Source organism: Sporosarcina sp. FSL K6-1540, assembly GCF_038620285.1.
GTDB lineage: Bacteria > Bacillota > Bacilli > Bacillales_A > Planococcaceae > Sporosarcina > Sporosarcina psychrophila.
Map to the genome: position 1 here is coordinate 957,663 of NZ_CP152018.1, position 25,071 is coordinate 982,733.

A 25,071-nucleotide genomic window follows, 5' to 3' on the forward strand; every position below is an offset into this window, starting at 1 on the left:
TTTGTACCAGTTCACTTCTACTTCGATGATTGGCTCTATTTTATAGAAGTAAATTTGTATATTGATTAATCGATGGGTAGTTGTAATAGATGTAGGTTCTTATCGATGTGAGAAGAAATAGCGACAGTATTCGGTGCTAAGCATGCAAAAATCCAACCAATCACGTACTTGGCTGGATTTTTTCCAAACTTTTTTGAATAACGAAGTCTTGTAGGTACTCATTTCACTTCGGTATCGCATAAACAATATACCGTTGCGGTGCATTGCCGATATACCGAAATGGATAGCATGTGGATAAAGTCAGCATTTCTTCCGGTGCTGTAGAACGGATGACTGTTGTATCATTTGCATCTACAATTTCCGTATCCACAACGGCATATGTAAAGGTGCCATGCTGCATTTCCATAATGATTGTATCGCCATTTTGCAATTTGTCCAATCCGGTAAACACGGTGTCCCTGTGTCCCGATAACAGAATTTGATCTTTTTGCCCGGGATAAACGGTGCCTGTGTAGTGACCAACGCCTTGCTTTAAAGCATCGTCATCCGTCCCTTCCACTATGGGAAGCTCTTTTTGGATAATGGGAATTTGCAGGATGCCGATTGTTTGACCGTTCTGAAAAGACAGGTCGGGATAGGATGACTCAAGCTGGGGTGACTTTATTTTTTGTTTTTCCAACTCCCCCTTTGCCTGAACCAGTGCGGCTTTTTCCGACTGCTGTGCGGATTTTAGCTGCACACTGGCGTAGCCTATCAAAAATAGTCCAACCGCCAGCAAAATCACAGCCATTTTTTTCAGCAATTACATCACCTCCAGCTAATAAAGCATGTGTTGATTCATCTCATTTTCACGAAAAACAGAAAAGCTACCAAGGCATGATACGCCATGCACAGGCAGCTTTTCAAAAGTTTCTCTTTAACCAATTAGCCATTTGAGTCATTTACGTGTCTATTGAGCTATTTTCATCCTTCTGTAATGCCTGATGATCATCAACACAATTCCACCTGCCACAAGTACAGAACCAACTAACATCAAATTAAATATATTTGTTGACGTGGCAGGCAAGTTGAACCCGGCTGTTGTTGGAACGCCGCTGTCGATCTGTCCTGGTATTGTGACTTGAACCGCCGGGCTATCGCTTCCTCCCTCCGCTGGGTTATCACTTCCTTCCTCCGCAGGGTTATCGCTTCCTTCCTCCGCAGGGTTATCGCTTCCTCCCTCCGCAGGGTTATCGCTTCCTCCCTCCGTAGGGTTATCGCTTCCTCCCTCCGTAGGGTTATCGCTTCCTCCCTCCGTAGGGTTATCGCTTCCTCCCTCCGCAGGGTTATCGCTTCCTCCGTCCCCTGGGTTATCGCCTCCTCCATTCCCCGGGTTATCTCTTCCTTCCGCCGTAAAAGTGAAAACAAATGCCGCCCCAAGGCCTTGAAAATCATTTCCAAGGTGCTCCGGAAAACGAATAGTGATGTCCAGATTCTCCCCGCTGCCGCGTGTAAGTTTTCTTGCGGGCAGAGATTTAAATGCAGCCAATTTGCCCTGATACAATTCCTTGTCGTCGGCTTTTATTTCCAGCAGTAGCTCGTTGAACAGCTTTTTTTCTCCACTGTTTTCTAACTGCATTTGGTAGGCAAATTCTTTGCTACCTAAGTTTTTGACTGTAATGGTCCGAGGTGCCCAGTCACCAGGCTTCATATTGCTGATTTCAAATAACGTATCTTTTGGTGAAATGCCGATGTCTATATCAGCATTGCCCGTGTTGTCTTCACCATCTGCTAATACGCTCGTCATAGGAAAGAAACAGATTCCGCTAATCAATAGAAGAACCGGAAAAAGTCGAAACAGTTTGCTCATGATAATGCCTCCTTACATATCTTAGCGATTGATTCAGGAAGAACTTTCTCCGCCATCTTCCCCCACTATATTCACCTTTTTTTTCGGAGCCAATTCGATTTCTCCAAGTGCTCTCCAAATCGTAAACCCCGAGTAGATAAGCAGCAGGAATCCGGGTATTAATAGCAAAAGCGCACCGTTCTTCGACTGGGTAAAGTTAATGAAGTACCCTACGTAAGGCACTGTAAAACCGGTGTACTCTGCTACCACATTGTCAGACAGAACTGGATTCATGTCCTCTGCATTGTTGTTGTCGCCTTTTGTCCGGTAAAGTACGGAGTCTCCACTTTTGACCACCTCAGTAATCCTGTGTGTGATCAAAATATTTTCTGCTTCCTGGAATGTGATGACGTCGCCTTTTTTAAAATTGGTTTTATCTTCAGCCGGTTTCACAGCAATGATCGAGCCTGTTAGGATTCCCGGCTCCATGGATCCCGACAGAACAGTTTTTAGTTGGTAACCGAAAAGTTGTGGCTCGCCGCCTGAGATTTTCGTGAAGACCACTACGGAAGCGACACTAATCAGCAGAACCATCAATATGCCTGAGACGATGCTACTTATCCTCTTCATTCGTTTCTTCTTTTTCATTAATTTCTTCTCTCTCATTTGTATCACCTTCTACTTTCTTTGTATTATTTTCTGGTTCTACGACAGCGTTCACTTCAGCTTCATTCTTTGTTTTAGAGCCGTCTTCTGGAGCCTTATTTTCTACAGAATCCTTTTCATCCGGTTTCTTTTCAGTAGATTCATCAACAGATCCATCCTTGATGTCCGGCTGTTTTTGACCGTCATCTTCAGGCTTCTGCTGCTCGTTCTCTTTGTTAGCATCCGAATCTGCTTTATCATCTTCACCTTCTATGACCTTATCCTTTTCAATTTCTTCCTTTGATTCATCATCTATATTCTTGCAGTCGGCCTTTATTTTCTCGCTTGATACAGCATCCTGTTCGTTTTCTCCAACAGACTTACCATCTTCGCGCTTGCAATCGACATCGCTTGGTACAGCATCCTGCTCTTCTTTTTCCTTAGTCTTATCATCTTTGTCTAGGCAGTCGACTTCGGTTTCCTCACCCGATACCGTGTCCTTATCGTTTTCTTCCTTAGGCTTATTATCTATGTTCTCGCGGTCGATCTTGATTTCCTCGCCCGTTACAGCATCCTTTTCAATTTCCTCACCGCATTGATTCGTAAGTACAACCGGAACTTCCCATTCGGCAGTGATCATCTGGGAAACTTCCGACTGGCTACTGAGATATGCGGATGTGTCAGACGAAATATAACTAATGCTAAAGATGACTAAATAACATATGAGTGCCAATTTTAAAGTCAGAAATGGACCTTGATGCTTTTTCCTACGTTTGCGCCTTCGGCTGGTTTTCAACCTGATCCCGCCTTTCGATTTTTTACCACTGGATTTTTCTTACGTATATTCCTCAAAACATAAAATCGAGTTATATGTTGAGAAATATATATAAGGAAGAGCATTGGTTGATTGATGAAATAAAAGGAAGGAGGAGAAGTGCTCTCCTCCCGGGATATATGTTATTTCTTTTCCCCTTTTGTCTGCTGTGCATCAAATGTCCATTTAAGCTCTAAAGAATCACCTTGGAATTCGTTTTGATCTTTGTCGTTCTCGACAAATTCGAATTGTACGGACAGCGTGTCAGAATTGCCGGCTTTTAAACCGCCTTTTTCTTCAAGGTATGGGACAAAGACTTTATTTGCAACGGCATCTGGTGTCATACCCTGTAACTCAGCAAGAGTTGTTTGGTAAACCACGTTGTCCAGTCCAGTCCACGGTCCCGTGATTGATTTATCGTGGTTCCACATGAAGTTAACTCGGATATGACTTCCAAAGTTTTCTACATTATCACCATTTTTGTCTGTTACTGAATACTCTGTCTTAAGTAATACCTTGGATATGTCGAGTGTGCCGTCATTTTTCAATGTAAAATCACGATTCATCCAGTCACCAGGCTTAATGTTTTTTACATCGATAATTGTTTCAGGCTTTAGTGATAAATCCAGTGTACCGGCAGCGAATGTATTCGTGCTTGTTTCCACATCGTTGAAATAAGCATATGTTCCTCCACCGATCATACTTACAGCCAATGCCCCAGTTGCGATACCCATTGCTAGCTTCTGTTTAATACCCATTTTTAATTTCCTCCAATTAGTTTGTATTTTTTCGCTTTTATTGAATGCTTGTTCTTTGTTCTTCCCTGCGACTTGGAAGAAATTATTTTCTTCTTCGTTCTAAGGTATGAGTTCATTTTCACCTGATAAAGTAGCCTTGATTGCATGCACCATTTTCATAGTTTGGCAGCTGTTGTGATCCTTGACACCCCTTTAGTAGGTGTCATACTTTTTCATGGAAATCTCCTCCAATGCTTTTTTCGGCTCGTTACCATTTTTGTAACTACTTTTAGTATAGGAGTATTCCTAGCGGGCATCCTCACTCTAAAGAGTGATTTTCTGATATCGATTGTCTACTTCGATTTTCTACTTTAGTGTAGGGTCGGTGCACTTTTGTACCAGTTCACTTCTACTTCTGTTAATGAATAGCTCACTCGGAAGTAATAGCTCTATCTTATAGAAGTAACCTTTAATATTGATTTACTGATAGGTAACAAGTAACTGAAAAGTCTTAATTCGCTAAAATACAAGTTAATAACAAAAAAAAAGAACCTCTTCAACCGCAGGAGATGACGTCATATTCAATGTAATTTGGTTATACTGAACTATATAAAAGAATATAATTTACGGAAACTGTGAAATACATCCTCTATATGGGCACCTTGGATGTATGGAGTTATTGGTGCAACCGACCTAATTACACTTGGACATTATGTTCAAGTTGATTGGGTTTTTATTATGAAATGAGAGGGTGTGACAAAAATCAGAAAGATTCTAGCTGATATATTAGAAGGATACACTCAGAAAGCTTCTGCTTTGGATTTGGTACAAGCATGCGCTACTAATAAACCAATCGAAACGAATGATACCTATCTAGATACATTGAAGCACGGTATATCGCTGTACCACCTAATGGATAATTCAAGCCCTCAAATTATAATGAATGAAATAATGGCAGCTATCATCAAGCTTACACATAGTGGAGAAGCATTCTTTTGGTTGACCGACGTAAATCATCAAAATAGCTACCTAACATCTTCTACGAGTAATCCCCACATTGAAACTAGCCTAAGAAAACAATGGAATACTATACGCCTGGAGAAAGAACTGTTTGTCAGTAAGATTAACGAGGATTGGTACGGTATGAAAGTAATTAGAACCTCCACTACTACCGGTGTGATTGGAGTTAAGATTTCCGGTTCAAGTGAGTCTAGAGAAACATTGCTCTTTAATCGCCCATTTGAGTTTTTAGCCGAACTTAGTGAAATAATGCTCGAAAGAATTCATACAGATTCAATGAAGGAGCAAATGATTGTAATTAAGGAGCAGAATCGTATCTCCAATGAAATTCACGACAGTGTTTCACAAAGATTGGTCGGTATTGTATATTCTCTGCACAGTTTACAAACAAAAAGTAAAGGCATGACAAGTACTGAGTTGAATGATGAATATCAATTTCTTTCACAATCTGCCAACACTACACTAAAGGAACTACGGTTGGCTATTTACGGTCTCAACTCGACGAAGAATGGTGAAAAGCCTTTTCTAGTCCAGCTGAAGAATTATTTGGACGAGTATGCACGGTTAAGTGATATACGAATTGATTATCAGATAACGGGTGATGAAGCTTTACTATCAAGCGAACTAAAACAAGCAATCTATAGAATTATTTGTGAAGCTTGCGGAAATGCCGTTCGCCATGGCCAGTGCACGGCTATTGAACTCAGATTATCTATACTGGACGAGAAAACTGTATTGGAAATTCATGATAATGGAATCGGAATTAATTCGCACATTTCCGAAGGCCAGCAGGAAAAAGGAATCGGTCTTTTCAATATTAGACGTCTTGTAAGTACTTTTGCAGGATCGTTTTTGATAAATGGATTACACGGGATAGGGACAGAAATACAAATCGAAATTCCAACCGCAAAAATACTTGAGAAGGTCCAGGTGATTGGCTAATGCAAATTGTTATTGTCGATGATCATCCATTAGTAAGAAAAGGATTAACATCTATCCTTACTATAGATGGAGCAATTGAAATCCTAGGTGAAGCAGCAAATAGAAAGGACGCGCTAACTCTATTCCATGACACTATACCTGATTTGGCTATAGTGGATCTTCGCTTAGCTAATGAATCCGGTTTGGAATTAATTACAGAAGCGAAACAACAAGGAATAACCTGTAAATTTGTTGTGCTAACTTCATCGACGGAAGAGCACGACTTTAAACAGGCAAAAGAAATAGGAGTCGATGGCTATATATTAAAAGAGGCATTACCTGAAGAACTGATCCATGCCCTCGGAGTTATCGGCAGAGGTAGAAAGTATTATGATCCAGGGGTGTTTGATTTGGTGATAAAATCGAAGGAAAGCCCTTTTGAAAATGATAGGCATATCGAACAGCTAACACCGAAGGAAAAGGAGATCTTACTCGAACTCGGGATGGGCCATTCAAATAAACAAATTTCACAGGCTTTATATATTACAGAGTTTACTGTAAAAAAACATGTCAGTCAGGTATTAGCAAAGTTAAATCTTGCCGATCGAACAAACGCGGCATTGTATGCCAATGCTAAGGGCTTGGTGGCGTATAGTGTGAATTGAATGTATGTTTAGCGCTAAAAACTCCCACGATTAGTAACCTCGTGGGAGTTTTTCTGTTGGATAGAGTGGTGGAAAGATACGATCAGTTGAAATACTATATGCTCGGGTGGGCGACAGTTTATGATCGGGTGGCGGGATATATGATCGGCAGGCCGGCAGTTATGATTGGATGGCCGGATATATGATCGGCTGCGTGGCGGTTATGATTGGGTGACGGGTTATATGATCGGCAACCCCGCGATTATGATTGGGTCGCGGGATATATGATCGGCAACCCGGCGGTTATGATTGGGTGGCGGGATATATGATTGGTCGGCCGACGGATTCGAATGGGCATTCGCACTTCGGGTATTCTAAATGTTGTCATGCGGAATAATTCTCCTATATAAAGCTCTTTGTCCTTCTAAAATTCAACAAAAAAAACAAAACCAGTCCCTTTAAAGCGAACTGGTTTTGCATAGGGCTATCTTATTGTTAAATCTCACTTTGCGTTTTGCGAGATTTTTTTCGTCTAAAGAACATCCAAGCTCCAAGTAGAATTATTCCAAAACCGGTCGCCATTGAACCGATTGGGAATGCTTCACCCGTTTGAGGTAATTTTTTACTTGGAGTCACTAAATCGGGATTACTTAGGTTACTCGGATTACTTGGATTGTTTGGATTGCTCGGGTTACTTGGGTTACTTGGATTGCTTGGATTGCTTGGGTTACCCGGTACGCCCGGATTCTCTTGTTCAACCGGTTCGCTTGGTTCAACTGGATTGCCTGGTTCACTTGGTTTGCCCGGTTCACTTGGTTTGCCCGGTTCACTTGGTTTGCCTGGTTCACTTGGTTTGCCTGGTTCACTTGGTTTGCCTGGTTCACTTGGTTTGCCTGGTTCGCTCGGTTTGCCTGGTTCGCTCGGTTTGCCTGGGTCGCTCGGTTTGCCTGGGTCGACCGGTGGATAATACGGATTATATTTATTTGTTTTAATTACCTGTACCGTAACTGTCTGACCTTTAATAATTTCAAATTTTACTGGTGTAGTATCTAGAATATAATTAGTTGGAGCTTTTGTCTCGATAAACTGGTAGTTACCCGGTTTTAAATTATCTACAACTAGTTTACCATCTTTATCTGTCGTTAAATCTTCTTTCAACGTGTTGCCTTCTGCATCTAGCAGTTTAAAGACTGCACCTGTAAGTGTTCCATTCCCATTATGTTCGGGACGCTTTGTAAGTTCAACTGAGCCTGTTGATAATTCGTTATAGGCTTCTACTGTTTCTACAGCAGTTGGTCCTAGGACAATTGTAAATTTGATTGGAGTTGCATTCAGATCATAACCAAATAGTGTTTTCGTTTCTACAAACTGATAGTTACCTGGTTTTAATTCGTCTACAACAATTTTACCAGTTTCATCCGTTACCAATCCTACTTGAATCGCGTTACCTTTTTCATCTTGCAACTCAAATTCAACATCTGCTAAAATTGCACCATTATTGTCTTTATCGTATTTCGTTAATTCAACTGAGCCTTTAATGATCGTATTCGGAATTTCCAATCCACGCGTTTCAGTTTGACCTTTGTCAATCGTGAAATTAATTGGTGTATCGTCTAATTCATAGCCAAAAGGCGCCTTCGTCTCCACGAACTGATACTTTCCTGGTTTTAATTCATTTACAACCAATTTCCCATCAGCATTCGTTGGTAGGTTTTCTTGGAGCATTTCACCTTTTTCGTCTAGCAATTTAAACTCTGCACCCGCTAGAGTGACTGCATTGTTATCGCTGTTCACTTTAACGAGTTCAACAGAGCCACGCGTCAAATTATTGTCTGTTGAAATCTGGAGCACTTCAGATTGACCTTTGTCAATCGTAAACTCAACTGGAGTTGGGTCTAAGTCGTAGCCAAAAGGTGCTTTTGTTTCGACAAACTGATACTTACCAGGTTTCAAGTTGTCTACAACGATTTTACCTACTTCATTCGTTAGTAAGCCTTCTTCTAGTACTTTACCTTCTATATCTAGCAATTTAAATTCTGCACCTGACAATGTGTTTGTCGGGTCTTCATTGTCGACCTTCGTTAACTCTACAGAGCCCGTCGTCAATTCATTTTCTGCTTTGACTGTCACCACTTTGACATCAGCTGTTGTTTTACTTTTTTCAATTGTAAACAAAATTGGTGTTTCATCTAACACATAACCGAATGGTGCTTTCGTTTCTACGAATTGGTAGCTACCCGGTTTCAAGTCAGTAACAAGCAACTTGCCATTTTTGTCAGTTTTCAATGCCGATTGAAGTACTTTCCCATCAGTATCTTGCAGTGCAAATTCTGCACCTTCTATTACCAATTCAGCATTATCTTTATCGACTTTCGATAATTCAACTGAACCAGTTACCAATTTATTTGGTGCTTCGACTGATGTTGTAATTGAAGTTGCTCCAATTTCAATATTGAAGACAATCGGTTTTGGATTGAGTTGATAGTACGCAGGTGCTTTCGTTTCTACGAACTGATAAGCTCCTGGTTTTAAGTTAGGGACAGTGATTTTACCGTCTTGATCCGTTGAAATTCCACCTTGAATTTTCTTACCTGTTGCATCTTGTAATTCAAAGATTGCGCCTTCCAATGTTGTTTCGGAATTGTCCTCGTCAATTTTTGTGAGGACTACGGATCCTAAAATCATTACATTCGTTGCCGTCAATTCAAGAATCGTATTTTGAGACTGTACAATCTTGAATGGAACTGGTGTCTGATCTAGCTTATAACCGAATGGCGCTTTCGTTTCAACAAACTGATAGCTGCCTGGATTTAAACCATTTTTAATGATTTTTCCGTCGCTATCTGTTGTCAAACCTTGTTCAAGCACTTTTCCAGTTGCATCTTGCAACTCAAATACTGCATTTTCAAGCGTGATTTCCGTATTTTCTTTGTCGACCTTCTTAAGTTCGACTGCCCCTTTAATAATCTTATTCGTTACCGGTCCAACTTTCAGAACTTCAAGTTGGTTTTCTCCGATTGTAAATTGGATTGGCGTATCATCTACTAGATAACCTGCTGGAGCGATAATCTCGACGAATTGATACTCTCCTGCTTCAAGATTTTCCACATGAATTATCCCATCATCATTCGTCGTCTTAAGTCCAACTGTTTTATACTGATCACCATCTTTTCGTTCCAGCATAAAGTTGGCTCCCTTTAACTTCTTATTATGGTCCTCGCTATCTACTTTCTCTAATTGAACAGCTCGCACAATCTTTTTGTTCGTAACAAGTTCATGGTTCCCTACTTTTTCTGCATCTCCATCGACGTATGCCTTATTAATTGTAATTGGCATCACTTCTTCATTTTCAAGATATCCTTCTGGAGCTTCAGTCTCTATCAAGAGGTACTCACCCCAGAGTAACCTGTCGAATGTGACGACTCCATTTTCATCAGTAACTCCTGTTTTAATAGTTATTCCACTATCTTTGTCTTTCAATATGAATGTAGCACCGTCAAGTAGTTCGCCAGTTACAGCATCTGTTTTCGTTAGTTGTAGGCGTCCTAATTCACCTGAGCCATCTCCCATACCCGAAGTTTTTCTCACTTCGATTGTGCTGGTCGTTTCCTCATTTTCAGAAGCAACATGCTCACCAGTAAATGAAACTTTATTTGTAATACTTGCTGGTGCTTTTAGAATAAATGATTGATATTCCAAAATATACGGTTCACTAATTTCATTTACAAATGAAAGTTCGAATGCATAAGGTTCGTGACTTTCATTGAAATCGATTTTATAGTCTGTGCCTTTTGTTAATTCTGCACCTTTAGTTATTGCGCCAGCTGAATCTGTTTTCGCAGCATATAACCGTATTGAATCCTCTAAAACCGCTTGGTCAGTGCTTGGCATATCGGTAACTTTCGCATTCGAAACTTTCGATTGGGCAAAGTTAATGTCGACTTTCCAATCAATGATTTTCCCATTTTGCAAACCGGATTTAGCTGTGTATTTTCCACCGTGTGGAATTGAAACGGATGCTGTAAGATCTGTTTCTTTATCCGAGCCATTCTTAACGGTTGCTGTGTTATCGTATTTGGCTTCGACGAAATTTAAATCTTTCAAGCTTGTTTTATACGTAATCATGTACGGCTTAGTTATTCCCTTCTTAAATTCAACTAGAAAGCCTGGATTTCCATCTTTTTCGATCCAACTAATTGAATAATCCAATCCCTGAATTAATTCTTTAACTTCCGTTCCATTCGCCCCACCTGTAAGAGTCATTTCATGAACTTCAATCGAATCTTTTAATAGTTTTTGATTCCCAAGAATGAAGTCCTCCACAGAAGCATTCGAAAGAGTTTTAAGGTTATAGTTCACACCCACATTCCAAGTGATTTCTTGCGTCACGGCATTGTATGAACCATTTTTAAAACCGTTGGACTGTGTATAACCGTCTGGAGTAAATTTAGACTCCGCTTCTTTTGTTTGCTCTTTGCCATCTTTGTCTTTCCAATGAAGCGTTACTTTGTTTTGTAAATAATTCTTACTTTTATCTGCTCGCTGTTCATAATCAAAAGCTGTTGTATATTTGATGGTATGTGGTTTCGTTATCGTGTTTTTAAACTCAATGACAAACTCATCTTGTTCGTTTTTTGTGAGTTCATAATCTGTACCGCTTGTTAATGTTCCTACATCGCTCGTAATAATAATGCTCTCCGGATCCAATGTAAGGCCTTTATTTGTAAAGATATCCGTTAATTTCACATTTTTCATTTCATGACTGTCGTTGTTAAAGGTGATTGTCCATTCAATTCTTTTGTCTTTGTAATTGGGTGTTCCATGAGATTTAAACAAGATTTGTTGGTTAATATCCCTGTCTGCACCTTTCGACAGGTCACCAGTAGTGACCGTATTGGTGATTTTATCCCCTTCAAACACACGGTCAGTTGCTTTTGTTTTATAGATAATTTTATAAGCTGAATTGATATTTTCATTGAACTGAAACTCGAATCCGTTTTTATTGTCTTCAAATTTTGGAGTAACAGTATAATTTGTAAACTCTTCAACTCCAGCTTCGCCGCCGCTTTCATTGATTGTTACTTTCTGTATGATAAAAGAATCGTCTATAAGCTCCTGACTATCATTGAAGAAGTCTTTCAACAATGCATCCGCTTGGGCAATGTCCTTTTCGTTGTAGTTGTATTTAATTTCCCATGTGATTGTTTGAGTCTTAACATCATAGTGACTTGACCGTTTTTCTAACGGCTGGCCTCGCTTAACACTAACAGTTGCAGTTGCTTCTCCAACATCACTGCCATCCGATAACAACGTTGCTGTGTTTGAAAAAACTGCTTGATCTTGATCTGTAATCGTTGTCGTATACACGGCTCGATATGCAGTGCTAATGTCTCCATTAAAATCAATTATAAAATCTTTACCATCTGCTGTTGTTCCGACCGTATACTTACTCGGATCCATTTCTTCTCCAAGACTTACGGAACCATTCAATTGAACCTTGAGATGGTACAGCTTCAAAGAATCTGCTTGAAATGCTTGACCGGCCTGCATTGGGTCGCTAAGGATTGCATTATTAATTTTTTTCAGATTTTTATTGAAATCGACTGTCCATTCAATTGTTTCAGAATTATAGATTTTGTTAGGTAACCCACTTTTTTCAACAGCAGGCCCACCCGGTTCAAAGGTTAGAGGGATCGTTATTGAAGCTCCACCTTCTATAGGCGTGATTGTTATCGTTCCTTCTTCTGTAACGATAATGTCTTCACTTAATTCTGTCCAAACTTGAATAGTGCCACTGATATTTGAATTTTTCTCGATGAAGTCCGTGAACGTTACAGTGACTACCCCATCGAGTGTAATACTGAAATACCCCACTGTTTCACCATTAGATTTCATTTCTTCATTATTAACAATGTTATAAACTTCTAGCTCTTTTGGGAGATTGAATGTAAATGTAGATCCGGCATTATAGCCATGACCATCTTCAAGTGCCCATGCATAATCGACCGAAATTAGTGAGTCGAATCCTGGGTTTGCAATTGGATTTCCATCCTTATCTTCATATGCTAATTTGAAACCGGTTAAAATATTATCTACTATTTCCGTTGCCGCTTTGCTTCCTTCTACTACTGGTAGTTTTTCCAAGTCCTCACATTCCAATAGTTCATCGGTTTCATCGCATTCTATTGGCTTCTCACATTCTGGGGATTCGGCAATTTCTTCACATCCCAATTCATCTTCTGGTACTTCATTTTCCGGCACTACATTTTCTGGTAGTTCTGGAGATTCGTTTTCGGCACCTTCTTCATCTTCACCAGGAGTTACTTCTGGTTCTGTTACTGGTTCATCTGGTTCTATCTCTGGTTCTATTCCCCCAACATCTTCCTGGGCAGCTTCAACTTGAACTATCTGATTATCCTCATTCAGTTCAGTTTCACTGAATTCGTTTGCACTTGCGGAAGCCAATGGTCCCAAAATAGCTTGACCAATCAGCAGTAACATCAAGGCAAATATATTTAACTTCTTCACGCTATCCCCCCTATCTGTTTGTTATTCGACTTGTCCGCCCAATAATAGGCATTTCGAAATTTCATACCCAATTCCCCTTTTCATAATAAATATATTTATATCAATTTCTATAAATATTAATTTATGATTTTTGAAACTACTACTTCTTTAGTACCGCCTGAACAATCAATCGGTTCGGCGGATTAATTGCTCCAAGCGGTGTGCAAGTTACCAACGTGAGAAGTGGTCCTTCTTGATCGTCGAGCACGGACACATCCGATTGATGGACGATAAATGAGTCTACTATGACAAATTCATATGTACCTTCTTGTGTAGTCACTTGAATTTCATCATTTATCCTTAATTCATTCATACGATTGAATTGTTTCCCTTTCGCTACTGCTCTGTGTCCAGCTAAACCAATGTTGTGGACGCCCAATTCTTTTTCAGGCTCGATCATGCCGATGCCTTTACTGAGCGTTTCGGGAGTTGTCCCATCAAAGATAATCATTTCAAGGTCAATTTTGTTAATATTAATAATTCCGCGGGCTCCTTCCAATAATTTGGATTTCTCACCAGTTGGTTGATTGTATTTCTGCACCGCGAGTGTATCTTCATATTGATTGGAGGCCTGCTCAATTTGTTCCGTATTGCCTAATTGTTCAAAACTCCTTACCAGCTGCTGCTGACCATGATCATAGTGCTGTTTTTCAAGTTGCGGATAAAATACAACCGCTAAGCCAATGACCATCAATAGAATGCCTACAATTTTCCGCAATCCTATTCGCTCCTTACTTGGACATAAAAAGTGAACGTACGCTAAGACTTTTCGCAGCCCCTTGGCAAACGTTTCTTAATTTATCATATGGAATCCCTCTTATAGAACGCTTTACAACCTCTTACACTTCTCTTAAACAATTAATAGCCAACGTCTTTTAGTAATGAGTACGCCTGAATTTGAGGATTTCTGTTTAGTCTTCTCTAGACGTTGTACAGATTCGTAACATTAATTATTGATACGCTAACAACACTTTACCAATCTCACACTCAGGCATTATGGTATACTATTATTAATTACAGTTAGTAAACTAAAGTCCTAATCAAATAATTAAATTAAGAGAGTTAAAGGCAATAATCATAGTTAAAATGACGCACTTTAATTTGGAGGAATTCTATTGAAAAAAATATTTTTCACACTCTTATTTTTCGCACTGTCATTTGCTAGTTACTCGACCCATACACTAGCTGCTAGCAATGAAAATCCTGGATTTAAAACGACAGTAGCAGCGGACTCATACAACTCAATCCGTTCCTCTCTGTTAAAAAATGAACGTACTGGGCAATTTGATAGCGCAGAAGTTTCATATACACAAGTTGACGCCCTTATTCAAAAAGTAGTACGTGAAAATCCTGAAATTCTTTATTTTGATTCGGCGATGTCATGGTCAAATGGTGACATTGAGTTTGCGTACTCACTCCCTATTAGCACAATAAAAAAGAACAAAGCTGCTCTTTCAAAAGAGGTTGACAAGGTGCTTGCCCAAATTATCAAGCCCGGCTTCACAAATTTCGATAAAGTAAAAGCCATTCATGATTATTTAGTATTGAATGTTGCTTATGATCACAAGAACTTTCAAAATAACAACATCCCTTCTGATTCCAATACAGCTTATGGTGCACTTATAAAAGGTGTGGCCGTTTGTGATGGATATACGAAAGCTGCTCAACTCCTACTTGATCGTCTTGGTATTGAAAATTACTATGTTGACGGATATGGTAATGGCGGTCAGCATTCATGGAACTTAGTCAATCTAAACGGTCAGTATTACTTCATGGACATTACCTGGGACGACCCCGTTCCGAATGTAAAAGGTGCTATTAGTTATAAATACTTCCTAGCCTCTGCCGATCAACTGCGAAAAGACCATAAATGGAACGAAGCGGATTGGCCAATTGCCAAGAGTAAAACGTACAGTTTCTTGAACGACTTTGGCTCGATGATCGAATTCAAAGGACACTATTACTACAGCAGTATTTCGGACAAGGATACATTATATCGAGTTAAGAAAGACGGAAAATCTAAGCAAAAAGTTAACAATGTAAAGGCTCCTTATTTCGCCATTATCGATGACTGGATTTATTTCAGTAATTATTCGAAAGGTGGATTCTTGTATAAGATGAAAATCGATGGATCCAAACCTCAACAACTAAATTCCATCCATTCAATCAATCTTGTCGCAGTGAACAATCAGCTTCACTATACTGATTCCAAAACTAAAAAAGTTCTTAAATTGACGATAAAATAAAAAACTCCTAATCGGCTAAAACCGATTAGGAGTTTTTTTATGGTATCTTTTTAGTTTGACTAGAATGCTTATTCGTACTGGCATAGCATTGAAGATATAGATTTGTTATATATTCCAAAACTATGATAATCTTGAGTTAATAGAATGAAGTGTTTCCTACACTGAAAGGAGGTAATTTCATCATACGCGCGATTGTAGTTGACGATGAACCATTGGCTTTGAAACATATGGAAATCAAGCTAAGTGAATTGGGTACTGTCGAAGTTGTTAAGACCTTTTTAAATGTAGGTAATTTCTTAAAAAAAATGAAACATCTTAATTTTCAAGTGGCATTTTTGGATATTGAAATGCCCGGTTTTAGCGGATTGGATTTAGCTGAACTAATTCAAGAGCAATTCAAAGATGTTTACATTGTTTTCGTTACAGCCCATCGAGATTATGCTGTTCAAGCTTTTGAATTGAATTCGATTGATTATTTATTAAAGCCAATTATGAAAGAACGTCTTGAAAAAACTGTAACCCGCATACAAGAACAACTGCGAGTAAATGATAACTCATCTTCCACTGAACAGGATATCTCCTCAAAACTAAGAGTTGTCTGTTTTGATGAGTTTGCTGTCTTCAGTCATAATGAACCAGTAAAATGGAAAACGGCAAAAGTAAAAGAACTTTTTGCTTTCCTCGTCACGAATATTAACACTTATGTAAATAGAGACTTCCTTATCGATTTACTTTGGCCAGACACCGAATATCAAAAGGCTAAGATTCTACTCCATACGTCTATTTCACATTTGCGAAAAACGTTAGATTCTATGGGTTATTCGGGTTCTTTAACTTTTTCCAATCAAAACTATACTTTAGAACTTTATGACTTTCAATGCGATGCAATTGAATTAGAACAGACAATAGCTATGTATACTTCTGTAAATCATAATACTATACAGCTATTCGAGCATGTCGTTCAGCAATACAGCGGTGATTATATGGGTAAAAACGGATATAAATGGGCTGCAGTCAAAAATCAAAATATTCGCCAAGAACTGTTGTGGCTTCTGCAAAAAATGATTGATTACTATACCGACAATGAAAAATTGGATAAAAAACAGCACTATTTACAAATTCTACTCACCTATAATCCTTACTCGGAACATGCTTTACAGCAACTTATGCGCTACTACATTACCGTTAGTAACCGCGGTGATGCCGTTAATGTCTATCATGAGTTCAAAAACCAGTTACAGGAGGATCTCGGTATTTCGCCAGGTCGTGCAACAACAGAACTCTACGAATCGATTCTAGTTACAAATTAGTTAAGGAGAAAACGCCGCTGTCGTACCATGGACAGCGGCGTTTTCTCCTTACTATTCTTCTTTTGGTACGATAAATCTAACGGTGGTCCCCACATCGGGTACACTTGTTATGTCAATTCCACTTCCGTATTGCTGTTTAAGTCGTTTATCGGTATTAAGCAAGCCGATTCCCCGATGTCCTTCTATCTGATGGGTCAGTAAATTTTTCAATTTCCCTTCTGGTATTCCTACCCCATCGTCTAGAATTGTAATTTCGACTAATTCCGGCTGTTCTATAACCTGGATTCGAACAGTTCCACCTTCTGGACGTTTTAATACGCCATGTTGAATGGCGTTTTCTACGATTGTTTGAATTGAAAGTGGAGGAATTCCAATAGCTGGTATCTTTTCTACCTCCCATTCTACATTCAATCGTTCTCCAAACCGTTCTTGTTCGATGAAAAGATACGAACGCACAAGTTCCAACTCATTTTCTAATTGGATCACTGGATTTAGATTATGGCTGGCAAAGCTAGCATGCAAATAATCGCCGAATTTATCCAATAACTCCACCATTTTAGGTGGGTTGACTTCACTAAGTGCCGCAATCGTATTTAATGTATTAAACAAGAAATGAGGCTGGATTTGCGCCTGCAGCCAGGCTGCTTCCATTCGAACTCGTTCGCCAATAGACGTTTTCAAATCGATTAAAGCCTTTACGCGTGACACCAATTCAATTTTTTCTACGGGTTTAGTAACATAATCACTTGCTCCGCATTGAAAACCAGTTTGAATATCCTCTAATTGGCTACGAGCTGTCAATAATAAAATAGGAAGTTCTGAAATCGTGAACCGTTCCCGTATTTTCTGCGCTAGCTGATACCCAGACATGCTTGGCATCATTACGTCCGATATAACAAGATCCCACTTTCCTTTATCCAATAAAACCAATGCTTCTTTCCCACTCGTACATGTAATGATTTCCAACTGTTCAGCTACTAAAATTCGCTCGACAATCGCCAAGTTAAGAGGATCATCATCCACAACTAATATACGTGGAAATCCTATAGTCATAATCTGCTCTGTCCTCTTATTCCCGTTAGTCACGTCCACTACAGTTAGTCGTACAAGAGGGTCACTCGTTTGATTTGCTGAAATTGGTAGTGTAAAAGTAAATGTAGAACCTTTCCCTACAGACGATTTGACGGATAATAATCCTCCATGCAGTTTGACTAACTGTTCGCAAATACTTAGTCCAAGTCCGATTCCACCAGCAATCGCTGTCATATCAGAATCCGCCTGCTCATATGGTAAAAAAATGGACTTCATCGTTTCTTCATCCATACCAATTCCATTATCCTGTACATGAATAATCGCCATTTCTTTTTGGGATTCCGCAGACACTACGACTTCTCCCTCATTCATATACTTGACCGCATTATGAACTAAATTGAATAGAATTTGAAATAGGCGATTCTCATCAGCTTCTATCTTCGGAAATGTTTCGGGAATCGTTTGTACAAATACAATACTTTTCCCTTCTTTCATAAAACCAAGCGTATCAAATACACTAGATACGACGGATGCAAGGTCTGTTTCTTTAACTTGCAATCGGATTCCATTTTCTTTTAGTTTAGTAATATCAAGTAGATCATTCAGAATCATCGACATACGCCGACCGACTGTCATCAGTATTCGTAGGTTTTGTTTACTTTCTTCAGTCAAATCATCCTTTTCATTGTCATAAATTGCTTGTGACATATTAATGATTCCATGAAGTGGATTTCTTAATTCGTGTGATGTATTGGCAAGGAATTCGTCTTTTCTTTCAATTTCTTTCTGCAACCTTCCAGCCAGATTCTTAGTTTCTTCTGTAGCGAGGAAAAAACGTTTAAACCAGAATACCGCAAAAAATATGACACCCAATATAATGTCAATCGGATAGTAGGGTAATGAAACAGATAGCTTATTTTTTATGTCTCCCCAAATAGCGCTGGAAGCAATGCTGATTGTAGCAAGAAGCAGATAGATAATCCCCGCTTCACTTACTGCTACTTTCTTCAATATTACAAGTGGAATAATCATCGGGATAAGAAGCATAATAACTGAGAAAAACGGATTAATTACAATCTTGAAATCTATCAGTACGCTAACAATAAATAATAAATATACGAGGTTTAAAACCCTATATAGGTTAAATACTCGAGCTTTACTATTTGAATGTCTCGTCATTATTGGCCTGCAAAATTGCAACAGAAAAAATGCGCTACTCGCATATGAAAGATAAAGGATTTTCGCCCACATCCCCGAGCTAATGGATGGAAATAAGTAAAGTAATACTTTATCATCATCCGCAAGAACTGAAACTGTCGCACAAAAAAATACAATGGAGAGAAAAACCAATTCTCTCTTTCTGACAAATACAAGAAAGATGACTAATACATAAATGCCATGAAGAAACAGTATTGTTGCCGACATAAATTGCATCAAAGATGACATCATTTGATCTTTTTTCATGGAAGCAGAGTTCCCGAATTTAATCGATTTCACGATTCCACCTGAATGGCCAACGTTATAATTAGAGACTTGAATAATCAGGTCTATCTCTTTAAGATTGCCATCTATGGATACTTCGAATGGGCGATAGTCCTGAATAGCTGATTCGACAGTTTCAGCCACGCGTCCCATTTCTGCCACTCTTTCACCATTGATAAAAACTGTTGCACTGGATTTAATTTCTTTAAAACTCATGGTGTACAGCTTGGATTGTCCATCCAGCAAAATCTGAAGGCGATAGGTTCCATATCCATACGGTATATTTCTATCGTCAGATACTGTTTCTACCCAATCTCCAGGAACTCTAATCCATTGTTGCTTAGCGCCAGAGAATTGCTTCGTCAAGCTCTCCGGCGCTATTAATTGATTGCCGAAAAAAGCCCATTCACCGTTCAGCGTGATTGCTTTATCATCTGGCAACTCCACACCCCGAAGATCAAGGATTCCCCCTTCTGCGTAAGGATAATCTGACGTCATATAATGATTGAGCCAAAGTAACCTAAAACTCGTAAGTAAAAGTAAAAATAAACCGATTATTATAATCATTTTTTTCTTATTCATGATAGTTAGATTCGCTGTTTGATAAGCTAATTCCTTCTTACAGTCATACCTCTCTCGTTTTCGATGTGTGAAGAACACGATTACAAGGGCAAGATATAGCAGTGTGTAAGTAATAGTATAGTGACTCCCTCCAATTGGACGCTACTGGGTATTTCATTCGCAAACTCTTTGGAGTGCGTTAGATCATCTGTGATAATCATAGCAGATAGACCTTTTTTGCAGTGGGTCGGCTAGCAAGAATGATATGTTATATGACCGGTTGAGCGGGAGATATGATCGGTTGGACGAGATATATGATCGGTCAACATGGGATATGATCGGTTGGACGAGATATATGATCGGTCAATATGAGATATGATCGGTTGGACGGGAGATATGATCGGTTGGACGGGAGATATGATCGGTCAACATGGGATATGATCGGTTGGACGGGATAAACGATCGCTCAACATGGAATATGATCGGTTGGACGGGATATACGATCGGTCAACATGGGATATGATCGGCTGGGCGGGATATATGATCATTCAACATGGGATAAGATCGGTTAAGCTGGATATATGATCGCTCGCCATGGGATATGATTGGTTGAGCGAGATATATGATCATTCAACATGGGATATGATCGGTTGGACGGGATATATGATCGTTCAACATGGGATATGATCGGTTGGGCGGGTTATATGATCGTTCAACATGGGATATGATCGGCTAAGCTGGTTATATGATCGCTCGCCATGGGATATGATTGGTTGAGCGAGATATATGATCATTCAACATGGGATATGATCGGTTGGACGGGATATATGATCGTTCAACATGGGATATGATCGGTTGGGCGGGTTATATGATCGTTCAACATGGGATATGATCGGCTAAGCTGGTTATATGATCGCTCGCCATGGGATATGATCGGTTGAGCGGGATATATGATCGCTCAATATGGGATATGATCGGTTGAGCGGGATATATGATCATTCAACATGGGATATGATCGGTTAAGTCGGATATATGATCGGTCTACATGGAATATGATCGGTTGGGCGGGTTATATGATCGTTCAAAATGGGATATGATCGGTTGGGCGGGTTATATGATCGCTCAAAATGGGATATGATCGGTTAAGCGGGTTATATGATCGCTCAACATGGGATATGATCGGTTGGACGGGATATACGATCGCTCTACCTGGGATATGATCGGTTGGCAGTGTTATATGATCGCTCGCCCTGGGATATGATCGGGCGACAGTCTTATATATTCTGACAGCCTCTCCCTTTGAAAACCTCCATTCAAAACAGCTCAGATTCAGTAACTGAATCCGAGCTGTTTCATTTTTATATCACGTATGATTAGCTATTATCCACTCAATCCCACTCAACAATAGGTTCTTTCGTTACACAGTCGATATGCACATTTGTTTTGATGGTGCCGCCAAACGTATGATTCGAGCCAAATGCCACATGTATCGTATGATAGGCTTTTTCGTCTTCCAGTATAATGCCCGTCAATCGGGCAGCGTAGTTCGTGCCAATACCAAATTCGCAAAGCAGTCGTCCGTCACCTTCGCCCAGTATTTCTAGCAACTTTTCACCATTTTTGCCGCTTGCAGTAGTTAACCTACCTTTTTCAATCGATAGGATGACTGGTTCTTCTAGTAATCCTATCGTAGAAATCGTGCCGTTTATTTCGATTGTCCCTTCGGCTGCTCCTTCAATTGGTGCAATATAAGCTTCCCCTGATGGAAGGTTGCCAGAAGCCCCTTTTTCCCGGAATACCCCCGTACTTGGAACACCATTCCTTCCGTCGATCGGGATGACCAATTCATATTGACCTCCCGTGCGAATTGTTACTTTGTTCGCAGCTGTTAGTTTGGCAGTCATTTCATTTGTTTCTTGTTCCACTACGCTGTAATCGGCAGCCATCGCACCATTCAGGAACATATCTTCCGTAATGCCTGGCATTGTAATGACACTAATTCCTTTTGCATTTGCGTTTTTTCGTGCGACAGTATGTGTCAGTGAATGTTTCGTCAAACAAAAGACTAGTTCATAATTTAACATTTCATTCGCAGCTGCTTCCGGTGGTTCTTCGCCAGACTTTGTTCTGTCTTCCATGATAAGCGAACTCACTTGCCATCCGTCTTTCTCCAGTGCATCACTGAACTTCTTGCCTAGTTTTTCGGTGCTGACATCCGTAAGAACGAGAATATTGACGGTTTTATCGACCGAGAAGTTATTGACCATTAACGTTGCGACCGTTTGTTGAAAGTCTTTCAATTTTTCTCCACCCTTTCGCTTTAAATTATTCACAACATCTCAGCTAGTGAAGAAAACACTACATTACGCGCAACAAGTACTGGTTTTGTAGTATACTCAACCATAATTTTCTTCATTTCGTCCGTATATCCCATGCAATCTAACACTATCGCAGTGACAGGCAACTTGTCCATTTCCTTTGCAACATTAATTAAATTTTCACTTTTAAAGTCATATGGAGAACTCGCTAAAACGGAACAAGTAAAACCTGCATCGTCCCACTTTTCCGTAATGCTTTGTGATTGCTCAAGTAATGGGACGACGATACCTAATTCCCCCTCTTTAAATAAGCCTTTAACGACATGGCTCAATAAATAGTCCGGATAAACGATAGGTATAGCAGAATCAAAAAGGTCAAATTTCCCCGTACAAGCAAGTAATATTGTGTCAATGTCTTCCATCTGACATTCATCTATTAGCCGTTGCAATGCGCTAACCACGAATTGTTTCCCTAGCGTTACACTCGAGCCATCACGTAGCCGTGAAACTAATGTTTTTTTACGATCCACAGGCGCAAGTGCTTCAATTTCTGATGTTGATAAATCATCCAGTATACCTTTTTCTATTAATCGTAAATTCTTCGGCAAGTATTGAGTGATGGCTGGAATCATATCGGCCCTTGGACTTTGCCCAATTGTAAGGATACAAAGAGTTTTCTTCATTCAACAAATCCCTTTTCGTACACACTTTCACCATTAATATATGTTGAGAGTACATTTGCTTGGGCCTGGAATGGCTGATGAGACCAAATGACAAAATCTGCATGCTTTCCAATTTCAAGTGAACCTACCTTTTCGTCTACGCCCATAAGTCGAGCTGCTTCATATGTAACACTTTTTAAAGCTACCATTTCATCCAATCCGAATTTAACCGCTTCCGCAGCACAATAAATAAGGTATTGAATCGGAATAAATGGATGATCCGTCATGATTGCAAATGGAATACCTGCATCATGAAACATTTTCGGTGCCATAGGCGTGGAATTTCTTGTTTCAAATTTACTTGCTGGCAACATGAATGGACCAAGCGTCACACTCGCTCCGCTATTCTTAACCGCGTCCAACATCATATGCCCTTCCGTACAATGTTCAAGCGATAGCAACACATCGAATTCTTTTGCAATTCGGATAGCAGTCGCAATATCATCAGCGCGATGGCAGTGTAGACGTAACGGCATATCGTGTTCCAATACCTGTATAAAGGGCATTAGCTCACTTTCATCTTCCCTTACCACTTCCCGTTGCTCTTTCGTCAATTTTTGTGCATCGCGAAAACCTTGACGTATAATATCTGCAACAGCCATCCGCGTCATCGGTTTTTTTTGATATTGATTGCCAAAAACATTTTTAGGATTTTCCCCAAGCGCTCCTTTTAAGCCACTGCGTTCTACAAGAATACGTTTTTCCAAACTTCCTCCACCAGTTTTCATGATACTCCATGTACCAGCTATTGGATTCGCACTGCCTGCACCTGTCTGAATCGTAGTTACTCCTCCTTCAACCGCTAAGTCAAATGAAAAGTGGCGAATATCAATCCCATCTACTGCTGCCATCGAAGGCGTCCAAGGATCTGAGTATTCATTGGCATCATTTATCTGCTCACTAATTTCTCCCCATATCCCTACATGTGTATGCGCATCGATTAGGCCTGGCGTTATCACCTTTCCAGAACAATCGATTACTTTAGCTTCGCTTGGAATAGGAACTTCAGTGCCTATATGTGTGATTAAACCGCCTTGTATCCAAAATTCACCGTTTTGAATGACTGTATTCGATTTGTCCATTGTATAAAGTGTGGCATTTTTCAATACAGTAACCATTAAAATCCTCCTTTACGGTAAACTTCTTGTCCTTTAATGAAGGTATGCAGGACATTTGCAGTTAAATTTAACGGATGCTGATCCCAGATAACGATATCGGCAAATAGTCCGGGTGCAATAGAGCCTGTTAAATGATCGATTTCCAGTAGTTTAGCTGCATTTTTCGTTAAGGCTAACAATGCATCTTCAGATGAAACCCCTTCGCGAAAAGCAAGCGATGCTTCGAGTTTTAAATGTGTAACAGAATTGACGGGGTGATCGGTCGCAAAGCCGAAGCGTAAGCCTGAATCTTGAAGCGTTTTGTAGAGCGCCGGTTTCAGATTCTTCAGCTCCAATCGTTCAATCGCTTGAAAACTGGGTCCTCCGATACTACTGTTGGAATGCGTCAATACTTCTTTATCGACTAGTCCGCATTCTGTCGCGTGAACTAATGTGATTGGCACATCCACTTCTTTTGAAATTCGGATTGCGGTTTCGATATCATCCGCTCGATGGCATCTTACAAATACTTTTCTGTTGTCCAATTCCCCTGATCTTTTTAACCGCTTCAGTGTAGTCCTAATCCTCTGAGCAATACCCATTCGCGTTAAAGGCATCTTTGTTTGTTCCATAAAGGACTTTTTAGGAATATCACCCATCGAAAAAGAAAACCCTACTTCATTATCAATCAGCATCTCTTCAACGGTGGAACCATTCATATGAATGATAGCCGTTTTTGCACCTATCACACTGTTAGGCGCGGACAGGATATGTGCAGTTGTGACTCCTGATGCAACTGCATCTTTAAATGAAGGATCAAACGGATAAATACCATCCGTCACAGATAGTTGTGTCGGATCTTCTTGTTGGGGCTCATAGGAATCATTGCCTTCCCACCGGACACCTGTTTCGCGTAATCCAATTTGAGAGCAAGTGTCAATCAATCCGGGTGTAATGTATAGATTAGTAGCATCTATCGTCTTAGAAATCGCACTTTCATCACAGCTAGCCAATAATTCATCCGTGAAAAAGATGTCTTGTTTACTAAACACCCCACTGTCGGAATCTAGTACCCTTCCATTTTTAATAACAGTTGTCATATGACTCCTCCTCATATATACGCTGAA

Annotated in this window: 17 protein-coding genes and 1 riboswitch; of the genes, 5 read left to right on the forward strand and 12 right to left on the reverse strand. The window is 39.8% G+C overall.

The features are described from left to right. Positions 1 to 223: 223 nt before the first annotated feature. From MKY15_RS04260 to MKY15_RS04280, 5 genes are all read right to left on the reverse strand, one after another. Positions 224 to 802 (reverse strand): class D sortase, encoded by a 579-nt coding sequence (locus MKY15_RS04260; RefSeq protein ID WP_342539102.1) that lies wholly within the window; start codon positions 800 to 802, stop codon positions 224 to 226. Positions 803 to 949: 147 nt separating this feature from the next. Then, a complete protein-coding gene (locus MKY15_RS04265; protein ID WP_342539103.1) occupies positions 950 to 1,849 on the reverse strand; it encodes a hypothetical protein in 900 nt (299 codons plus the stop codon). A 33-nt stretch (positions 1,850 to 1,882) separates the two neighbouring features. After that, positions 1,883 to 2,494 (reverse strand): signal peptidase I, encoded by a 612-nt coding sequence (locus MKY15_RS04270; protein ID WP_255428506.1) that lies wholly within the window; start codon positions 2,492 to 2,494, stop codon positions 1,883 to 1,885. Next, positions 2,442 to 3,113 (reverse strand): hypothetical protein, encoded by a 672-nt coding sequence (locus MKY15_RS04275; RefSeq protein WP_342539104.1) that lies wholly within the window; start codon positions 3,111 to 3,113, stop codon positions 2,442 to 2,444. Before MKY15_RS04275 ends, MKY15_RS04270 begins: the two co-directional genes overlap by 53 nt. Positions 3,114 to 3,430: 317 nt before the next feature. After that, positions 3,431 to 4,045 (reverse strand): CalY family protein, encoded by a 615-nt coding sequence (locus tag MKY15_RS04280; RefSeq protein WP_342539105.1) that lies wholly within the window; start codon positions 4,043 to 4,045, stop codon positions 3,431 to 3,433. 598 nt (positions 4,046 to 4,643) lie between these two features. Further along, positions 4,644 to 4,725, forward strand: a riboswitch (cyclic di-GMP riboswitch). Between the two features lie 52 nt (positions 4,726 to 4,777). On the opposite strand from MKY15_RS04280, the gene MKY15_RS04285 reads away from it, so the two are divergent. Genes MKY15_RS04285 through MKY15_RS04295 form a run of 3 tightly spaced genes read left to right on the forward strand, consistent with a single transcriptional unit; the run spans position 4,778 to position 6,815 of the window. Beyond that, positions 4,778 to 5,986: an ATP-binding protein gene (locus MKY15_RS04285; RefSeq protein ID WP_342539106.1), complete on the forward strand. Its 1,209-nt coding sequence runs from the start codon at positions 4,778 to 4,780 to the stop codon at positions 5,984 to 5,986. Further along, positions 5,986 to 6,630 (forward strand): response regulator transcription factor, encoded by a 645-nt coding sequence (locus MKY15_RS04290; protein WP_342539107.1) that lies wholly within the window; start codon positions 5,986 to 5,988, stop codon positions 6,628 to 6,630. Before MKY15_RS04285 ends, MKY15_RS04290 begins: the two co-directional genes overlap by 1 nt. Positions 6,631 to 6,686: 56 nt before the next feature. Beyond that, positions 6,687 to 6,815 (forward strand): hypothetical protein, encoded by a 129-nt coding sequence (locus MKY15_RS04295; protein WP_342539108.1) that lies wholly within the window; start codon positions 6,687 to 6,689, stop codon positions 6,813 to 6,815. Between the two features lie 289 nt (positions 6,816 to 7,104). Here MKY15_RS04295 and MKY15_RS04300 read toward each other — a convergent pair whose 3' ends face one another. Together MKY15_RS04300 and MKY15_RS04305 are read right to left on the reverse strand one after the other, a co-directional pair. Next, complete coding sequence (locus MKY15_RS04300; protein ID WP_342539109.1) at positions 7,105 to 13,137, reverse strand: SpaA isopeptide-forming pilin-related protein; 6,033 nt, start codon at positions 13,135 to 13,137, stop codon at positions 7,105 to 7,107. 139 nt (positions 13,138 to 13,276) lie between these two features. After that, positions 13,277 to 13,894 (reverse strand): class D sortase, encoded by a 618-nt coding sequence (locus MKY15_RS04305; protein WP_342539110.1) that lies wholly within the window; start codon positions 13,892 to 13,894, stop codon positions 13,277 to 13,279. A 397-nt stretch (positions 13,895 to 14,291) separates the two neighbouring features. Between MKY15_RS04305 and MKY15_RS04310 the strand changes: the two genes are divergently transcribed. Both MKY15_RS04310 and MKY15_RS04315 read left to right on the forward strand, forming a co-directional pair. Next, positions 14,292 to 15,422, forward strand: coding sequence for a DUF5050 domain-containing protein (locus MKY15_RS04310; protein WP_342539111.1), 1,131 nt, complete (start codon positions 14,292 to 14,294; stop codon positions 15,420 to 15,422). Positions 15,423 to 15,571: 149 nt separating this feature from the next. Continuing rightward, positions 15,572 to 16,732, forward strand: coding sequence for a response regulator (locus MKY15_RS04315; RefSeq protein ID WP_342539112.1), 1,161 nt, complete (start codon positions 15,572 to 15,574; stop codon positions 16,730 to 16,732). A gap of 51 nt (positions 16,733 to 16,783) precedes the next feature. Here the strand turns inward: MKY15_RS04315 and MKY15_RS04320 are convergent, their stop codons facing one another. The 5 genes from MKY15_RS04320 to MKY15_RS04340 form a co-directional block, all read right to left on the reverse strand. Further along, the gene (locus MKY15_RS04320) at positions 16,784 to 19,828 is read right to left on the reverse strand and encodes an ATP-binding protein (protein WP_342539113.1); all 3,045 of its coding nucleotides are present in this window, start codon (positions 19,826 to 19,828) and stop codon (positions 16,784 to 16,786) included. Positions 19,829 to 21,195: 1,367 nt separating this feature from the next. After that, positions 21,196 to 22,107: an aminopeptidase gene (locus tag MKY15_RS04325; RefSeq protein ID WP_342539114.1), complete on the reverse strand. Its 912-nt coding sequence runs from the start codon at positions 22,105 to 22,107 to the stop codon at positions 21,196 to 21,198. A 29-nt stretch (positions 22,108 to 22,136) separates the two neighbouring features. Continuing rightward, positions 22,137 to 22,808 carry an AroM family protein gene (locus tag MKY15_RS04330; RefSeq protein WP_342539115.1) on the reverse strand — a complete coding sequence of 224 codons (672 nt, stop codon included), beginning with the start codon at positions 22,806 to 22,808 and terminating at the stop codon, positions 22,137 to 22,139. Continuing rightward, entirely contained in the window at positions 22,805 to 23,965 is a 1,161-nt protein-coding gene (locus MKY15_RS04335; protein ID WP_342539116.1) for an amidohydrolase family protein, read from the reverse strand. The genes MKY15_RS04330 and MKY15_RS04335 overlap by 4 nt, the downstream gene beginning before the upstream one ends. Then, positions 23,965 to 25,044, reverse strand: coding sequence for an amidohydrolase family protein (locus MKY15_RS04340; RefSeq protein WP_342539117.1), 1,080 nt, complete (start codon positions 25,042 to 25,044; stop codon positions 23,965 to 23,967). The genes MKY15_RS04335 and MKY15_RS04340 overlap by 1 nt, the downstream gene beginning before the upstream one ends. Positions 25,045 to 25,071: the final 27 nt, after the last annotated feature.